The sequence below is a fragment of the Streptomyces sp. RLB3-17 genome, assembly GCF_007113425.2.
In the GTDB taxonomy this organism is placed as follows: domain Bacteria; phylum Actinomycetota; class Actinomycetes; order Streptomycetales; family Streptomycetaceae; genus Streptomyces; species Streptomyces mirabilis_D.
In genome coordinates this window covers 6,427,117-6,443,299 of the sequence record NZ_CP041610.2, presented here as the reverse complement: position 1 = coordinate 6,443,299, position 16,183 = coordinate 6,427,117, and the positions used below count along the sequence as shown (strand labels likewise).

Below are 16,183 nucleotides of genomic sequence, written 5' to 3'. Positions count from 1 at the left end.
CTGTCGCCATGGCCCGCCAGTACCCCAAGGGGGCACCCATGACCGCTTCGCAGACCTTCACGGCCCGTCGCCTGGCCGCCGCCGCTCTGTCCGCCGCCGCGCTGGTGGGGGCAGCCGCCCTGCCGGCGGCGGCCAATGGAGCCGAGCCGCGCGGTCCGCAGGTGGAGATCAGCAAGGTCCAGTACGACGCCCCGGGACACGGCTCCAGGTCCAACCGCTCGCTGAACGAGGAGTGGGTGCAGATCACCAACAGCGGGCGCGAGAGCGTGAACCTGGACGACTGGACGCTGTCCAACCGTCAGGGCCGCGTCTACACGTTCCACCACCTGCGCCTGAACGGTCACTCCACCGTACGCGTCCACACCGGCGTCGGCCGTGACACCTACCGCGACGTCTACCAGGACCGCCGCAACTTCGTCTGGGACGACCGCAGGGACACCGCCACGCTCCGCAACGACCACCGTCGCGTGGTCGACACCATCTCCTGGGACGCCAGGCACCACGGCGACGACGGTCGCGGCCACGACGACGGTCGCGGTCACGACGGTCGCGGTCACGGCGACGACCACGGCCGCGGTCCGGGCCACGGCCACCGCTGACCCCTGGCGGGTCGAGCCCGGCGTACGGACCGCGCCTGCCTCGACCCGCGCCTGACCCTCTTCGCGCGGCGTGCCACGAGCCACCTGTGGCACGCCGCGCACGTGTGCCCGGCCATCCAGGACCTCGTGGGCGGACCCCGAGGCGCGTTGTCAGTGGCGGGCCCTAAAGTCACCGGCATGGCGGCACTTCCGAACCCGCTGCCCTCGCTGGCGGCAGATCCGAGCGGGCGCGCGCTCGGCCTCGAACTCCCGCCCGGGAAACTGATCGACGCTGGGGGTACCTCCCACGCCCTTAAGGCAGTGGGGGAGCATGAGGGCCCCAGGCACGAGCCGTTGCTGTGGCACGCCGAGGCGCCGGCCGCCCCCGGAGACTGGGCCACGCTGGGTTCCGCCCCGCGCATGGCCGGCCTGCTCCCCCTCCTCATAGACGTCGGCGGCGGCCAGGGCGGCCCGGAGGAATGGGAGTTGATGCCCGAGGAGACGTCGTATCCGGGGGATCACGACGCCGACGAGGTACTGGCGGGGTACTGGGAGGAGTACGCGGAGGACGAGCTCGAAGCCGACGCGGACTACCCCGGCAAGGAAGCGGTCACCGAACTCTTCGGTGAGGCGAAGGAGTTCGCCGAGACGATCGCGCCGCACGGCGTGCAATGGCCCGGCCTGGCACCGGCCACCGCGCCCGAGGCGGACGCGGACGACCGGGCCACCGAGGTCGCCGACTCCCTCGCGGGCGGCGGCTCCTGGCTGAAGGAGCCGCGCCTCGCCCTGGTCCCGGCGCGCCGCAGCGCCGACATCCCGGCGGCGATCGGCTGGTCCGGTCCGGTGAACTACGAGGGCGACGTGGCCCGCCTGTGCGCGGTCCTGCGCTCCTGGGAGGACCGCTTCGGCGTACGGGTCGTGGCCCTCACCTTCGACCAGCTGGTCCTGTCGGTGGCGGCCCCGCCCACGACGGCGGCCGAGGCCGAGGCGGTGGCCGCCGAGCACTTCGCCTTCTGCCCGGACAACATCACGCAGGGCGAGAGCGAGACGCTGCGCGCGTACGCGGCGGACGAGGTGCTCGGCAGGCGGGTGTGGTCCTTCTGGTGGGACTGACCGGCTCCCTGTCCACCGAAGCGAGTCCTTCAGGGGCGCGGGGAACTGCGCGCCCGGCCCCCACCCGCCCGCGGGCGGCGAAGGCACCCGGGGGCTGGGGGCGGAGCCCCCGGGATGGGACGGGTAGGGGCGGCGGGGGCGGGAGTCAGGGCTTGACGCCCGTCACCCCGTACACATTGATGTCCGCGTCCGTGACGTCGTTGATGTCGCGATAGCGGATCTTCTCGATGTCGTCGAGGCCGGCGAAGTACGCGGGATCCACCTTCTCGGGCACCGGAGCCGCACCGTCGGGCCGCCAGCGGTGCACGGGCACGACACCCGGCTCCTCCACCTCGAGCCCGTTCTCCGTGAAGAACCGCTCGACCTCGGCCCTGGACCGCAGCACGAACGTGAACCCCCGCTCGGTGAACGTCCGCTGAACCGCCCGAATGTTCTCCGCGTTGAGATCCTCGGTGAGGTGGCTGAGCACGAGCCTGCTGCCCGAAGGCAACGCCTCCACCAGCTCGCGCACGATCGGATAGGCCGCCTCGTCCTCGATGAAGTGCAGGATCGCCACCAGCACGAGCGCGATCGGCTGCTCGAAGTCGAGGGTCTTCGCGGCCTCTTCGAGTATTCGCGCGGGCTCCTCGAGGTCCGCGTCGATGTAGTCCGTCTGCCCCTCGGGCCCGCTGGTGAGCAACGCACGCGCGTGAGCGAGCACAACGGGGTCGTTGTCGACGTACACGACCCGCGACTCAGGCGTGATCCGCTGCGCGATCTGGTGGACGTTCTCCTGCGTCGGCAACCCGGTACCGATGTCCAGGAACTGGCGGACACCCGCTTCCTGGGTCAGCGTGGTGACCGCCCTTCGCAGGAAGTCCCGGTTGTGCCGGACGTCGAGGTACCCGCGCGGATTGGCCACGATGGCCGCGGCGGCCGCGGACCGGTCGACCGGGTAGTTGTCCTTGCCCCCGAGGAAGACGTCGTAGACGCGCGCCGGGTGCGCCTTGGTGGTGTCGATCCTCCTTCTCAGCTCGGCGGGGTCCTGGCTGAGAGCATCACCGGGCATAAAGCCTCTCCCTGGAGAGTCGCGTCATTCAACGGGCAACAACGTAACTCCTAGGGGGACTTGATAGTGCCCGTCTCCCGGCTAACCTGTCGCGGCCGTCTTCCACTCGCTGCCGCCCAGCGGATAGTCGTACGCGGGCCGCCCCACATTCCCGCTCGTCCGGAACGGCTTCCCGTTGTCGTCGACACGCACCGTGCCGCTGCGCGCTCCGCTGGACCAGTCGAGCTCCAGGTACCAGCTCACGTCGTGCGCCCGCGCGTCCGCGAAGACATAGAAGACCTCGGGGTCGGACTCGCTGACCTTGTAGGGGAAGTCCCGCTGCCCGGCCTTGGGCGTGGTCACGGGCCGCCCCGCGTCGAGATCCACGGCGAACGACTTCGTCTGCACGCCGCCGCCGCAGCCGACGCCCATCGCGTAGTCGTTCCAGGCGAGCGGCGCGTCCTTCCCCACCACCCGCACGTGCAGCCCCTCCAGGACCACGGTGGCCTTCCCGGTGCCCTGCACGGTCAGCGCGAGCATCTGCTCCTGACCGGCGACCGCGCCGAGCGCCGTGACCCACCCGCGCGCGTCCGACTCGTTCGGCGGCGGGGGCACCCGCTCGGCGTCCCGGTTCACCAGGTAGTGCTGGCTGCACGGGCCGTCCCACTTGTACGGGTTGGCGGCCACGAGGGGCGCGGTGGCGCCGTCGGCGACGTCCTGGCCCGTACCGCCCCCCGAAGCCGCCGTCGAGACGGACGCCTCGGGCCCACCACCGTGCGAGGCGGAGACGGAGGCGCTGACCGAGGCGGACGGCTCCCGGTGCGTGCCGTCGGCCGACGCCGTCCCCCGCGAACTCCCCCGGGGACCGGACGACGCGGCGGCCCCCACGACCTCCCGCCCCCCGCTCCCGTCACCCTTGCCGTCCGGCACGAACCGCACCGCGAGCGCCGCGGACGCGAGCACCGCGACGACGGCGACCGAGGCGAGGAGGACCGTACGCCGTCGCCGCCCCCCGCTCGAAGCCTCACCCGAGGGCCCGCCGACCACCTCCGAAGCCACACCCGGCTCCCCCGAGGAACCCTCCGCCCCCACCGGCGTCACGGACTCCACATCCGTCACAGGCGCCACATTCGTCACGGACTCCGCATCCGTCACAGGCGCCGCGGGCACCCCCTTCTGTCCCCGCAGTACATCCGCCCGCACCCACCGCCGATGCAGTTCCACCAGCTCCTCGGGAGTCGCCCCGCACACACGCGCGAGCCGCTCCACGGGTGCGTAGTCCGTCGGTACGGCGTCCCCGTTGACGTACCGATGCAGCGTGGACGTACTCACGTGCAGCCGCTTCGCGAGCACCCCGTAACTGAGTCCGGACCGTTCCTTCAGCTCCCGCAGCAACCCCGCGAACTCGTCCCCGTCCACCGTTCCTCCACCCCCAGCGTCCCGGTCCGCGTTCCAGGGGGACGGTATTCCCCCTGGTCAGACCCCCTACGAACGTTCCGGCGTCCCGTATCCCCCGGCAACCGTGGCGCCCGGGACGGATCAACCGACAAGCTGTGGTCATCCAAGCACGCCGCTCCCCTCGACCGGTCGAGCGGCTACCGACCAGTCACACCCACAGGGGGATCACCCATGTCCGCACGCACCGCCCGCACCCGTCTCCTCGCCGCCACGACGGTCGCGCTCGCCGCGCTCGCCCTCACGGCGTGCGACAACGGAAAGGGCGTACGTGACGAGGGTCCGTCCGCCGCGTCCCATTCCTCGTCGCAGCCGACCGGGTCCACGGCCGCCGGCGGTACGAAGGCGAAGCCGGCGGGTGAGACGGGGGGCTCGACGGCCGCCCCCAAGAGCACCGCCACGCCGGGCACCACCACGGCGGGCACCAGCGGCGGCTCCGGCTCCTCCGGCAAGAACGGCTCGGGCACCACGGCCACGCGGAACCCGGCCTGCAACGGCGCCAACAGCAAGACCACCGCGACCGAGGTCTCCCGCCCCCTCAACCACCTGCTCCTCACCGTCACCAACACCGGTACGAAGAACTGCGATCTGACCGGCTATCCGATCGCCCGCTTCAGCGAGGCCCAGTCGGTCCCGCCGGTCGCCGAGTCGACCCACCCCCAGGCGGTCGTCACGCTGGCCCCGGGCGAGTCCGGCTACGCGGGTGTCCTGCTCTCGGCCGCCGACGGCAGCGGCGGCAACGGCTACACGGCCAAGTCCCTCGTCGTCGGCTTCGCCAAGGGCAGCAGCGCGACCCCGGCGCTCCCGGCGAAGGGCGTGTACGTGGACGACAAGCTCACGGTGACGTACTGGCAGCAGAGCCTGGACGACGCGCTGGCCTACTGAGCGGCTGCCGGGCCCTGACGGAGCTTCAGCGCGACCTCGGTGGCCCAGTAGGTGAGGATGTTCTGGGCGCCGGCCCGCCTGATGCCGGTCAGCGTCTCCAGGATCGCCTTGTCGCGGTCGATCCAGCCCTTCTCGGCCGCCGCCTCGATCATCGAGTACTCGCCGGAGATCTGGTAGGCGGCCACGGGCACGTCGACGGAGTCCGCGACCCGCGCCAGGACGTCCAGATACGGTCCCGCCGGCTTCACCATCACCATGTCGGCCCCCTCCTCCAGATCGAGGGCCAACTCCCGCAGGGACTCCCGCACATTGGCGGGGTCCTGCTGGTACGTCTTGCGGTCGCCCTTCAGCGAGGAGGCCACGGCCTCCCGGAAGGGCCCGTAGAAGGCGGAGGAGTACTTCGCGGTGTAGGCGAGGATGGCGACGTCCTCGCGCCCGATCTGGTCCAGGGCGTCCCGGACGACCCCGATCTGCCCGTCCATCATCCCGCTGGGCCCCACCACTTGGGCTCCGGCGTCGGCCTGGACCTGGGCCATCTCGGCGTATCGCTCCAGGGTCGCGTCGTTGTCGACGCGGCCTTCCGCGTCGAGCACTCCGCAGTGCCCGTGGTCGGTGGTCTCGTCGAGACACAGATCGGACATGACGAGCAGTTCGTCGCCGACCTCGGCGCGCACGTCACGGAGGGCGAGCTGCAGGATCCCGTCCGGGTCGGTCCCGGGGGTGCCGACGGCGTCCTTCTTCGCGTCCTCCGGCACGCCGAAGAGCATGATCCCGGAGATCCCGGCCTCCACGGCCTCCAACGCGGCCTTCTTCAGGCTGTCGCGCGTGTGCTGCACGACGCCGGGCATCGCCGCGATGGGAACCGGCTCGCTCACACCCTCCCGTACGAACGCGGGGAGGATGAAGTCGGCGGGGTGCAGCCGGGTCTCGGCGACCATGCGCCGCATGACCGGCGTCGTACGCAGCCGCCGCGGCCGCGTACCGGGGAAGGATCCGTACTTCGTCATGCCCCCTACGCTACGCCCGCCCCTCGCCTCCCCTTGCCGACACCGTGCCGGTACCCGATTCGATCGGCTGACGGCCGGTGGAGCACTGGGATGGCGGGGCCCTGGGGCACTTGGACGCAGCCCCGTGCCCCAGGGGCGCGGGGAACTGCGCGACCGGCCCCCACCCACCCGCAGCCGAAAAACACGCGGGGGGTATGAGGGCCGGAGCCCTCATACCCCCCGCGCACGCCCATGCCGCACGACTACGTCGTACGACGCCTCCGCGCCCCCGGCCGACGCTCACTCGGCCGAGTCACCGGATCCCCCGCCTCCGCGGCAGCGGCCCGGCGCCGGAGACCGAAGTCCGCCAACGCCTCGGCCAGCTTGTGCACGGACGGCTCCGGAGCCATGACATCGACCCGCAGCCCGTGCTCCTCCGCCGTCTTGGCGGTGGCCGGACCGATACAGGCGATCACCGTCACGTTGTGCGGCTTGCCCGCGATGCCCACGAGATTGCGTACGGTCGAGGACGACGTGAAGAGCACGGCGTCGAAACCGCCCCCCTTGATCGCCTCCCGGGTCTCCGCCGGCGGCGGCGAGGCCCGTACGGTCCGGTAGGCCGTGACGTCGTCGACCTCCCAGCCCAGGTCGATGAGTCCCGCGACCAGCGTCTCGGTGGCGATGTCGGCCCGCGGCAGGAACACCCGGTCGATCGGGTCGAACACCGGGTCGTACGGCGGCCAGTCCTCCAGAAGACCCGCGGCCGACTGCTCACCGCTCGGCACCAGATCCGGCTTCACGCCGAAGGCGACCAGTGCCTTCGTCGTCTGCTCGCCCACCGCCGCGACCTTGATCCCGGCGAAGGCCCGCGCGTCGAGCCCGTACTCCTCGAACTTCTCCCGCACGGCCTTGACCGCGTTCACGGAGGTGAAGGCGATCCACTCGTAGCGGCCCGTCACCAGGCCCTTGACCGCGCGCTCCATCTGCTGCGGCGTCCGCGGCGGCTCGACGGCGATCGTCGGCACCTCGTGCGGCACGGCTCCGTAGGACCGCAGTTGGTCGGAGAGCGAGGCCGCCTGCTCCTTCGTCCGCGGGACGAGCACCTTCCAGCCGAACAGCGGCTTGGACTCGAACCACGAGAGCTGCTCACGCTGAGCCGCGGCGGAACGCTCACCGACCACGGCTATCACCGGACGCCCACCGTCCGGGGACGGCAGCACCTTCGCCTGCTTCAGGGTCTGGGCGATCGTCCCGAGCGTGGCCGACCAGGTCCGCTGACGCGTCGTCGTACCGGCGATCGTCACCGTCATCGGCGTGTCCGGCTTGCGACCGGCCGCGACCAGCTCGCCCGCGGCGGCGGCCACGGAATCCAGCGTCGACGAGACGACGACCGTCCCGTCCGACGCCCCGACCTCGGTCCAGCACCGGTCGGAGGCCGTACGCCCGTCGACGAACCGCACGTCGGCGCCCTGCGCGTCGCGCAGCGGCACACCGGCGTACGCGGGCACGCCCACGGCAGCGGCGACACCCGGCACGACCTCGAACGGCACGCCCGCGGCGGCGCAGGCCAGCATCTCCTCGGCGGCGTACGTGTCGAGCCCGGGGTCACCGGACACCGCACGCACGACCCGCTTGCCGCCCCGCGCGGCCTCCATGACAAGATTGGCAGCGTCCCTCAACGCGGGGTCACCAGCGGTCGTTGACACGGCGTCAACAACCGCTAGTTGAGGCGTGCCTGTGCCCGGATACGTACTGGAAGACGTGCCCAAAGGCGTCCCCCCGTCCGTATTCGTACTCAGTACGGCGACGCCTTGTCTGGCATGGACGCGGACCATGTCGAGTACCTCGTACTCGGCGACGAGAACATCCGCGTTCGCCAGCGCCTCGACGGCGCGCAGTGTCAGTAGTCCCGGATCTCCGGGTCCGGCACCGAGGAAGGTGACGTGCCCGTGTTCGGGACCGGCGGGAAGGGTGGTGGGGCTCAATGTGCTCGCTCCCCCATCAGACCGGCCGCGCCCTTGGCAAGCATCTCGGCGGCGAGTTCACGGCCGAGCGCCATTGCTTGGTCATGTGTCTCGGGCACGGGACCGGTGGTGGACAGCTGCACCAGCGTCGTGCCGTCGGTCGTGCCGACGACGCCGCGCAGGCGCATCTCCTTGACAATCTGCCCGTCGGCCAAAAGGTCGGCGAGAGCACCCACGGGTGCGCTGCAGCCGGCCTCCAGGGCGGCGAGCAGGGACCGCTCGGCGGTCACGGCGGCCCGGGTGAACGGGTCGTCGAGTTCACCGAGCGCGGCGACGAGATCCGCGTTGTCCGCGGCACACTCGATCGCCAGTGCCCCCTGGCCGGGGGCGGGCAAAACGGTGTCGACGGACAGGAAGTCCGTCACGTCCTCGGTCCGCCCGAGGCGGCCGAGGCCTGCGGCGGCGAGCACGACGGCGTCGAGCTCCCCGCTGCGTACGTATCCGATCCGCGTGTCGACGTTCCCACGGATCGGGACCGTCTCGATCGTCATCCCGTGGTTACGGGCGTACGCGTTCAGCTGGGCCATCCGGCGCGGCGAACCGGTGCCGACGCGCGCGCCGTCCGGAAGCTCCTCGAAGCGCAGCCCGTCGCGGGCGACGAGCACGTCGCGCGGGTCCTCGCGCAGCGGCACGGCGGCCAGCGCGAGCTCGTCGGGCTGCCCGGTCGGCAGGTCCTTCAGGGAGTGCACGGCGAAGTCGATCTCGCCGAGCAGCAGCGCCTCGCGCAGCGCGGTCACGAAGACGCCCGTGCCGCCGATCTGGGCGAGGTGCTCACGGGAGGTGTCGCCGTACGTCGTGATCTCCACGAGCTCGACGGGCCTGCCGGTCACCTGGCTCACGGCCTGCGCCACCAGCCCGGACTGGGCCATGGCGAGCTTGCTGCGCCTGGTCCCCAGCCTCAGTGCCGCCTTCTCATCTGGTCGCCCTTGGGGCGCTCCAGCCTGCCCCTGCGGCGCACGTGGCTCACGTGGCTCACTCATGCTCGCCCTCGGTTCTTGGCGTTCTCGTTGTTGTTCTCGGCCCGCGAGACGGAGGCGACCGTCTCGGGGTCCAGGTCGAACAGGGTTCGCAGCGCGTCCGCGTACCCGGCGCCGCCGGGTTCGGCGGCGAGTTGCTTGACCCGTACGGTCGGCGCGTGCAGCAGCTTGTCGACGACGCGCCGCACGGTCTGCGTGATCTCGCCCCGCTCCTTGTCGTCGAGGTCCGGCAGCCGCCCGTCGAGCCGCGCGATCTCGCTCGCGACGAGGTCGGCGGCCATGGTGCGCAGCGCCACGACGGTGGGGGTGATGTGGGCGGCCCGCTGGGCGGCGCTGAAGGCGGCCACCTCGTCGGAAACGATCCTCCGCACCTGGTCCACGTCCGCCGCCATCGGCGCGTCCGCGGACGCCTCGGCCAGCGACTCGATGTCGACGAGCCGCACGCCGAGCAGCCGGTGCACGGCCGCGTCGATGTCACGGGGCATGGCGAGGTCCAGCAGCGCGAGCACGGGCGCGGGCCGGGGGGCCTCGGCGACCGGCTCGGGCCTGCGGCGCTCGGGCACCCGGCCGACGGTGGCGACGGCCAGGACGAGCGCGGCGATGGCGTCGGCGTCGGCCTCCGGGTCGAGCACGGCCGCCCCGCGCGGGGCACGGGCCGCGACGTCGCCCTTGTCCACCCAGGCCGCGTGCTGCTCCAGCTCGGCGGCGGCCATTCCGGCGACGGCGGCCTCGCCGAGCACGGAGAAGCCGGCCGTGCCCTGCACGGCGGACAGGTCGAGCGGACAGTCCTCGTCGGTACCGACACTGGTGGGAGCGAGCTGCGCGTGATCGCCCACGACCGCGGACGACGCCGTACGAGCGGAGCCGGCACGGCGCACGGCGGGCTTCGCCGCGGGCTCGGCCGTGGCCACGGACACTCCCGTACGTCCCTCCACGGCCGCCGCGACCGACTCGGCCGTCAGGACGAGCCCGGTGGCGCCGGTGCACGAGATGGCGATGTCGGCACGTGTCAGCTCGACCGGCACCGAGTCCATCGATACCGCGCGGGCCAGCACGTCCGTGTCGCCGCCCTCGTTCTCGTTGAGGATCTGGGCGAGCCGCTCCGCGCGGTCCGGGGTGCGGTTGGCGATGACGATCTCGGAGACTCCGGCGCGCGCGAGCGTCGCCGCGGCCAGCGAGGACATCGAGCCCGCGCCGATGACGAGGGCCTTCTTGCCCTTGGCCCAGACGTCGACGGCGGTGCCGGCCGACAGCTGCTGGAGGCCGAAGGTGACGAGGGACTGCCCGGCGCGGTCGATGCCGGTCTCGGAGTGCGCGCGCTTGCCGACCCGCAGCGACTGCTGGAGCAGGTCGTTCAGCAGCCGGCCCGCGGTGTGCATCTCCTGCGCGGTGGCGAGCGCGTCCTTGATCTGGCCGAGGATCTGGCCCTCGCCCACGACCATCGAGTCGAGCCCGCAGGCCACCGAGAAGAGGTGGTGGACGGCCCGGTCCTCGTAGTGCACGTAGAGATGGGGGGTGAGCTCGTCGAGGCCGACCCCGCTGTGCTGGGCGAGCAGCGTGGACAGCTCGGCGACGCCCGCGTGGAACTTGTCCACGTCGGCGTACAGCTCGATGCGGTTGCAGGTGGCGAGCAGCGTGGCCTCGGCGGCCGGTTCGGCGGCGACCGTGTCCTGCAGCAGCTTGATCTGGGCGTCCGCGTTCAGCGTGGCCCGCTCCAGGACGCTGACCGGGGCGCTGCGGTGGCTCAGCCCGACGACGAGGAGACTCATGCCGGCATCACGGCGGGGACGTCCCCGTCAGGACCTTTGCCGTTGTCCTCCTGAGCGGCCTGGGCCACGGCGGCGGCACCGGCCTGGGCCTCGGCCTCCTCGCCGGCCTTGCGCTGCTCGTGGAAGGCGAGGATCTGCAGCTCGATGGAGAGGTCGACCTTGCGCACGTCGACGCCGTCCGGGACGGACAGGACGGTCGGCGCGAAGTTGAGGATGGAGGTGACCCCGGCCGCGACGAGGCGGTCGCAGACCTGCTGGGCCACGCCCGGAGGGGTGGTGATGACGCCGATGGAGACGCCGTTCTCGTCGATGATCTTCTCGAGGCCGTCGCTGTGCTGCACGGCGATCCCGGCGACCTGCTTTCCGGCCATCTCCGGATCGGCGTCGATCAGCGCGGCGACCCGGAAACCACGGGAGGCGAACCCGCCGTAGTTGGCCAGCGCGGCGCCGAGGTTACCGATACCGACGATCACTACCGGCCAGTCCTGGGTCAGGCCCAGCTCACGGGAGATCTGGTACACGAGATACTCGACGTCGTACCCCACACCACGCGTCCCGTAGGAGCCGAGGTAGGAGAAGTCCTTGCGCAGCTTCGCGGAGTTGACCCCCGCCGCGGCCGCGAGCTCCTCGGAGGAGACCGTGGGTACCGAGCGCTCCGACAGTGCGGTGAGGGCTCGGAGGTACAGCGGAAGCCGGGCGACGGTGGCCTCGGGAATCCCTCGGCTGCGGGTCGCCGGTCGGTGAGTTCGGCCAGTTGCCACGGTGCTCCTGCGGGTAGCGCGGGGCTGCAGGCGGTCACACGTACCTAGACCGCCCCGTCGAATGCAGGCTATGTCTTTGTGAACGCGTGCACAAAGATGGTGTCCGATTTGCCCGGGCAACGTGACGGGGGTCACGCACTCCCGGCGCGCCTGTATGGAACCGGCGCGCGCACCGCTTCGTTCCGCTCCTGAAGGGGGCAAAACCGCACACTCTCCTCAACGAACCCCGCCCCCGAGACCAATCGCCGTCGATCCTAGGCGACTTTCCGGACCCGTTGGACTCACCGGTCAGGACGGGGTGCGGACCCGATCACGGCACAATCCGGACGCAACACCACGCCTCACCGCGCCACGCCGCGCCGCTACGGAGCGAGGGCTTTGCGCAGCCGCGCCTCGTCCACACGCCAGAAGGTGTGCTGCGCCCCGTCCACCAGCACCACGGGGATCTGCTCCCAGTAGGCACGGTGAAGCTCTTCATCCTCGGTGATGTCCTTGTGCTCCCAGGGGACCCCGAGATCCCCACACACCTTCTCCACCACTTCTTGTGCGTCATCACACAGATGACAACCAGGCTTCCTGATGAGCGTGACCAGCCGCTCCGAGGGTGCCTTCTGCGTCGTACGGCGCCCACCGCGCCGGAACATGGAACTCATACGGGTCATTCTCCCGCCACCCGCGCGCCCCGGAGGCGCCGGTCGGACGTCATCTTTAACGGCTCGGTCGCGGAGAGTTCACAGCCTCGCATCCTCTCGACTCCGGAAGCTCCGAACAAACTGGCTATGCTCACGACATGGCCGCTCTCGGATGGCTCACTCCCCGTAGGCGCTCCGCCACCGCGCGGAGCGTGTTGGCAGGCGAGGCCTCGGCGGAGGCAGCGCGCAAGTCCTCCCAGGAACTGGAGGAACTAGCCCACGACGCCGCGCCCGACGCCGCCGCGCCCGACCGGGAACCGGAGTTCCCGGTCCTCGGCGACGAGAAGGCCGCGGCCTTCTTCGACCTCGACAACACCGTGATGCAAGGCGCCGCCCTCTTCCACTTCGGCCGGGGCCTGTACAAGCGGAAGTTCTTCGAGACCCGCGACCTCGCCCGATTCGCCTGGCAGCAGGCGTGGTTCCGGCTGGCCGGCGTCGAGGACCCGGAACACATGCAGGACGCCCGCGACTCGGCACTCTCGATCGTCAAGGGCCACCGGGTCGCGGAGCTGATGTCGATCGGCGAGGAGATCTACGACGAGTACATGGCCGAACGCATCTGGCCCGGTACGCGCGCCCTCGCCCAGGCCCACCTGGACGCGGGCCAGAAGGTCTGGCTGGTCACGGCGGCCCCCGTGGAGATCGCCACGGTGATCGCCCGTCGGCTGGGCCTGACCGGTGCGCTGGGCACGGTCGCGGAGTCGGTGGACGGCGTCTACACGGGCAAGCTGGTGGGCGAGCCCCTGCACGGCCCGGCGAAGGCGGAGGCGGTCCGCGCGCTGGCCGCCGCGGAGGGCCTGGACCTGTCCCGCTGTGCCGCCTACAGCGACTCGCACAACGACATCCCCATGCTGTCCCTGGTCGGCCACCCCTACGCGATCAACCCGGACACGAAACTCCGCAAGCACGCTCGTACGTTCGAGTGGCGTCTGCGCGACTACCGCACGGCCCGCAAGGCCGCGAAGGTCGGCATCCCCGCCGCGGCCGGAGTCGGCGCCGTGGCCGGCGGCACAGCCGCCGCCATCGCCCTCCACCGCCGCCGCCGCTGACCCCCCGGGGCCACGCCCCGCATCCCCCGCCCGCCCGACGTTCTTCGACCACCGGCCGGGGGGCTGGTCGCGCAGTTCCCCGCGCCCCCAAAGGCCTCCAGCCCGTCCGGCGTGCGAGGACATGGCCACTCAGGCCGATGGGGCGCCGGGGCACTGGGGCGCAGCCCCGTGCCCCAGGGGCGCGGGGAACTGCGCGACCAGCCCCCACCCACCCGCAGACAAAGAACCCACTGGGGGTCTGGGGGCGGAGCCCCCAGGACACCCCGCCGGAAGTCGGCCAATCCCCTGTCCTACCCCCGTGGCCCCCCGCCCAGTCACCCCGCCCCCACACGGCCACAACACGCCCCGCACCCAGACGGAACCCGAACCCATCCGATCAACAACCGGTCACCGTATGGCACTTGATCAGGCGTCAATCGGTTACAGAAGCGACGTAATCGATGATTTGAGCAACTCGGTGTAGCGCTGCCTGTACGAAGCGTTATTCTCCTCAGACGCAAACCGGTACCCCTCCGTCGCTACGACGGGTGAACGGTCCCGCACTGCACGTGATGGAAGCTCTGCCTCTGGGAGTCCCGTGTACTCACACGTCGGGGTTGACGCCTCGGGCCTGGCTACGCTGCGCGCAACGGTCCTGGACCGCTTGCGCGGCTTCGTCCCCACCGCGTACGCCGTCCCCGCCCTCGCCGCCGTCCCCGCGCCCCTCGGCCCTTGCTACGCCCTGGCCGAGGGCAGCGCGGCGGTCGGCAGACGAGGCCGCTCGGGCTCGGCCGCCACGCCCACCGCACGCCGCCCGGCCGCAGACAGCGACAGCGCCCGGATGATGGATCTCGTCGAGCGCGCCCAGGCCGGCGAGGCCGACGCCTTCGGCCGCCTCTACGACCAGTACAGCGACACCGTGTACCGCTACATCTACTACCGCGTCGGCGGCAAGGCGACCGCCGAGGACCTCACCAGTGAGACGTTCCTGCGCGCCCTGCGCCGCATCGGAACGTTCACCTGGCAGGGCCGCGACTTCGGCGCCTGGCTGGTCACCATCGCCCGCAACCTGGTCGCGGACCACTTCAAATCGAGCCGATTCCGACTCGAAGTGACCACCGGCGAAATGCTCGACGCGAACGAGGTCGAGCGAAGCCCCGAGGACTCCGTCCTGGAGTCACTGTCGAACGCGGCCCTGCTCGACGCGGTACGACGGCTCAATCCTCAGCAGCAGGAGTGCGTCACCCTGCGCTTCCTGCAAGGGCTCTCGGTCGCCGAGACCGCCCGGGTGATGGGCAAGAACGAGGGCGCGATCAAGACCCTCCAGTACCGAGCCGTCCGCACCCTGGCACGGCTCCTCCCGGACGACGCCCGCTGAAACCCGTACGAACACCGGCCCGTACGAACGCCCCAGTGATCCCACACACTCAGCGACGCTCAACTCACCTTCCGTGAAAGTCCGTTGACTTCACGGTCCGATCATCCGTCGTCCGTAACCCAAGTGCCGCGACGCTCGTTGTGCGGGATACAGGCTCCCTGTGGTCACGACCCGGCCATCGCCGATCACTCGATCGTGTGGATGCGCTCGGGGCGTGCAACCCTCAGGACCCCCTGGGGAGTCGACCGTCTTGACGAGAGGAGGTGCCGCCAGTGATCGCGAACGTATCGGCACACCGGCGGGCGAACGCCTTCGCCCAGGCCCTGGAGGAGCAGTCCGACCAGGGCACGGCGGCCGAGCAGCCAGGTGGATCGGCACCGTCCCAGGCTGCGTCGGAACAGACCGAGCAGGGCCTTCTGTTGGCCCTCGCCACCGGTCTCGGCGAGCTGCCCAAACCGGAGCTGGACCCCGAGGTCAAGGTCGTGCAGCGAGCACAGCTCGTGGCAGCGATGGAGGCCATGCTGCTGGAAGGCACCGCCGCGGGGGGCGAAGGCCCGGACCGTTCCGTGCCCGAGCAGCGCTCGCACCGGGCACGGGGCGCACACCGGGCGACCGGACTGGGGAAGCTGCGACCGCGTTCGCGTTTGTCCAAGGGCCTGGCCGCGGGCGGGCTCACCGTGGGCGTGGCCGCCGGAGCCTTCGGCGGCGTGGCGGCCGCCAGCTCCGACGCCCTGCCCGGTGACTCGCTCTACGGGCTCAAACGAGGCATGGAGGACCTCAAACTCGGCCTGGCCCACGGCGACAGCGACCGCGGCGAGCTCTACCTCGACCAGGCGTCCACACGCCTGAGCGAGGCACGCCGGCTGATGGAGCGCGGCCGCTCGGGCCACCTCGACCACGAGTCCCTGGGCGAGATCCGCCGCGCCCTGTCCGGCATGCAGCACGACGCCTCCGAGGGCCACCGCCTGCTGTACGAGGCGTACGAGCGGGACGGTTCGCTGGGCCCCATCCAGGCCCTGTCCGCCTTCGCCCAGTCGCACCGCGAGGCCTGGGGCGCACTGCGCGACCGGCTGCCCGTCCAGCTCGGCGACGTCAGTCAGCAGGTCTCGTCGGTGTTCGCAGCCATAGACGAAGAGGTCGACCCGCTGCTCCCGGGAGCCCCGGCGAAGGAGGGCACGGGCCGTCACCGGGGTGCCAGTTCGGACGCCCCCGGCTCGTCGTCCGGTACGGACCGTCCGGCGCCCAGCGCCAGCAGCGGCTCCGCCACCGGCAGCCACAGCAGCGGCAAGCCGAAGCCGTCCAGCACCAGCAGCACCGGCGAGGGCCTGCTCGGCGGCACCACGGGCGGTCTCCTGGACCCGCCCAAGGACGCCACCAGCTCGTCCCCGTCGGCCGGCAAGTCCAGCCCGACGAGCGGCGCGCCGGACGTCACCCTGCCCCCGCTGCTGCCCGGTCTCCTGCCGGGCCTGGGCATCGACAGCCAGGACAACAGGTAACTCCGCCACGTGGC

Annotated in this window: 14 protein-coding genes; 6 read left to right on the top strand and 8 right to left on the bottom strand. The window is 71.5% G+C overall.

Going from position 1 to position 16,183, the window contains the following annotated elements; translation table 11 throughout:
- The first annotated feature begins 38 nt into the window (after positions 1-38).
- Together FNV62_RS29235 and FNV62_RS29230 are read left to right on the top strand one after the other, a co-directional pair.
- On the top strand, positions 39-599 hold the full coding sequence (locus tag FNV62_RS29235; protein ID WP_060896997.1) for a lamin tail domain-containing protein: 561 nt from the start codon (positions 39-41) through the stop codon (positions 597-599).
- 177 nt (positions 600-776) lie between these two features.
- Positions 777-1,691 carry a DUF4253 domain-containing protein gene (locus tag FNV62_RS29230; RefSeq protein ID WP_144315699.1) on the top strand — a complete coding sequence of 305 codons (915 nt, stop codon included), beginning with the start codon at positions 777-779 and terminating at the stop codon, positions 1,689-1,691.
- Positions 1,692-1,836: 145 nt separating this feature from the next.
- On the opposite strand, the gene FNV62_RS29225 is transcribed toward FNV62_RS29230, so the two are convergent.
- Both FNV62_RS29225 and FNV62_RS29220 read right to left on the bottom strand, forming a co-directional pair.
- A complete protein-coding gene (locus FNV62_RS29225; RefSeq protein WP_097285726.1) occupies positions 1,837-2,739 on the bottom strand; it encodes an SAM-dependent methyltransferase in 903 nt (300 codons plus the stop codon).
- An 81-nt stretch (positions 2,740-2,820) separates the two neighbouring features.
- Positions 2,821-4,137 (bottom strand): helix-turn-helix domain-containing protein, encoded by a 1,317-nt coding sequence (locus tag FNV62_RS29220; RefSeq protein ID WP_205523164.1) that lies wholly within the window; start codon positions 4,135-4,137, stop codon positions 2,821-2,823.
- A gap of 210 nt (positions 4,138-4,347) precedes the next feature.
- Here FNV62_RS29220 and FNV62_RS29215 point away from each other — a divergent pair, with 210 nt between their 5' ends.
- The gene (locus tag FNV62_RS29215) at positions 4,348-5,058 is read left to right on the top strand and encodes a DUF4232 domain-containing protein (protein WP_143627633.1); all 711 of its coding nucleotides are present in this window, start codon (positions 4,348-4,350) and stop codon (positions 5,056-5,058) included.
- Here the strand turns inward: FNV62_RS29215 and hemB are convergent.
- The 6 genes from hemB to FNV62_RS29185 form a co-directional block, all read right to left on the bottom strand.
- The gene (gene hemB, locus FNV62_RS29210; RefSeq protein WP_144315697.1) at positions 5,052-6,065 is read right to left on the bottom strand and encodes a porphobilinogen synthase; all 1,014 of its coding nucleotides are present in this window, start codon (positions 6,063-6,065) and stop codon (positions 5,052-5,054) included. The genes FNV62_RS29215 and hemB overlap by 7 nt on opposite strands.
- 242 nt (positions 6,066-6,307) lie before the next feature.
- Complete coding sequence (locus FNV62_RS29205; RefSeq protein ID WP_075033735.1) at positions 6,308-8,029, bottom strand: uroporphyrinogen-III synthase; 1,722 nt, start codon at positions 8,027-8,029, stop codon at positions 6,308-6,310.
- On the bottom strand, positions 8,026-9,048 hold the full coding sequence (gene hemC, locus FNV62_RS29200) for a hydroxymethylbilane synthase (protein WP_097285722.1): 1,023 nt from the start codon (positions 9,046-9,048) through the stop codon (positions 8,026-8,028). The genes FNV62_RS29205 and hemC overlap by 4 nt, the downstream gene beginning before the upstream one ends.
- Positions 9,045-10,814, bottom strand: a complete 1,770-nt coding sequence (locus tag FNV62_RS29195; protein WP_144315696.1) for a glutamyl-tRNA reductase — start codon at positions 10,812-10,814, stop codon at positions 9,045-9,047. The genes hemC and FNV62_RS29195 overlap by 4 nt, the downstream gene beginning before the upstream one ends.
- Positions 10,811-11,575 carry a redox-sensing transcriptional repressor Rex gene (locus FNV62_RS29190; RefSeq protein ID WP_054228018.1) on the bottom strand — a complete coding sequence of 255 codons (765 nt, stop codon included), beginning with the start codon at positions 11,573-11,575 and terminating at the stop codon, positions 10,811-10,813. The genes FNV62_RS29195 and FNV62_RS29190 overlap by 4 nt, the downstream gene beginning before the upstream one ends.
- A 362-nt stretch (positions 11,576-11,937) precedes the next feature.
- Positions 11,938-12,237, bottom strand: coding sequence for a glutaredoxin family protein (locus FNV62_RS29185; protein ID WP_075033738.1), 300 nt, complete (start codon positions 12,235-12,237; stop codon positions 11,938-11,940).
- A 128-nt stretch (positions 12,238-12,365) separates the two neighbouring features.
- On the opposite strand from FNV62_RS29185, the gene FNV62_RS29180 reads away from it, so the two are divergent.
- The 3 genes from FNV62_RS29180 to FNV62_RS29170 all read left to right on the top strand — a co-directional run bounded on the left by FNV62_RS29180 (position 12,366) and on the right by FNV62_RS29170 (position 16,169).
- Positions 12,366-13,316: an HAD family hydrolase gene (locus FNV62_RS29180; RefSeq protein ID WP_060901550.1), complete on the top strand. Its 951-nt coding sequence runs from the start codon at positions 12,366-12,368 to the stop codon at positions 13,314-13,316.
- A gap of 577 nt (positions 13,317-13,893) precedes the next feature.
- On the top strand, positions 13,894-14,673 hold the full coding sequence (locus FNV62_RS29175) for an ECF subfamily RNA polymerase sigma factor, BldN family (RefSeq protein ID WP_054230018.1): 780 nt from the start codon (positions 13,894-13,896) through the stop codon (positions 14,671-14,673).
- Positions 14,674-14,945: 272 nt separating this feature from the next.
- Positions 14,946-16,169: a DUF5667 domain-containing protein gene (locus tag FNV62_RS29170; protein WP_144315695.1), complete on the top strand. Its 1,224-nt coding sequence runs from the start codon at positions 14,946-14,948 to the stop codon at positions 16,167-16,169.
- The last annotated feature ends 14 nt before the right edge of the window (positions 16,170-16,183 follow it).

Excerpts from the sequence above, each read along its gene's own strand:
- FNV62_RS29215 (WP_143627633.1), top strand. The coding sequence starts at position 4,348 with ATGTCCGCACGCACCGCCCGCACCCGTCTCCTCGCCGCCACGACGGTC.
- FNV62_RS29185 (WP_075033738.1), bottom strand. The coding sequence starts at position 12,237 with ATGACCCGTATGAGTTCCATGTTCCGGCGCGGTGGGCGCCGTACGACG.
- FNV62_RS29230 (WP_144315699.1), top strand. The coding sequence starts at position 777 with ATGGCGGCACTTCCGAACCCGCTGCCCTCGCTGGCGGCAGATCCGAGC.
- FNV62_RS29195 (WP_144315696.1), bottom strand. The coding sequence starts at position 10,814 with ATGAGTCTCCTCGTCGTCGGGCTGAGCCACCGCAGCGCCCCGGTCAGC.
- hemB (WP_144315697.1), bottom strand. The coding sequence starts at position 6,065 with ATGACGAAGTACGGATCCTTCCCCGGTACGCGGCCGCGGCGGCTGCGT.
- hemC (WP_097285722.1), bottom strand. The coding sequence starts at position 9,048 with ATGAGTGAGCCACGTGAGCCACGTGCGCCGCAGGGGCAGGCTGGAGCG.
- FNV62_RS29225 (WP_097285726.1), bottom strand. The coding sequence starts at position 2,739 with ATGCCCGGTGATGCTCTCAGCCAGGACCCCGCCGAGCTGAGAAGGAGG.
- FNV62_RS29180 (WP_060901550.1), top strand. The coding sequence starts at position 12,366 with ATGGCCGCTCTCGGATGGCTCACTCCCCGTAGGCGCTCCGCCACCGCG.
- FNV62_RS29235 (WP_060896997.1), top strand. The coding sequence starts at position 39 with ATGACCGCTTCGCAGACCTTCACGGCCCGTCGCCTGGCCGCCGCCGCT.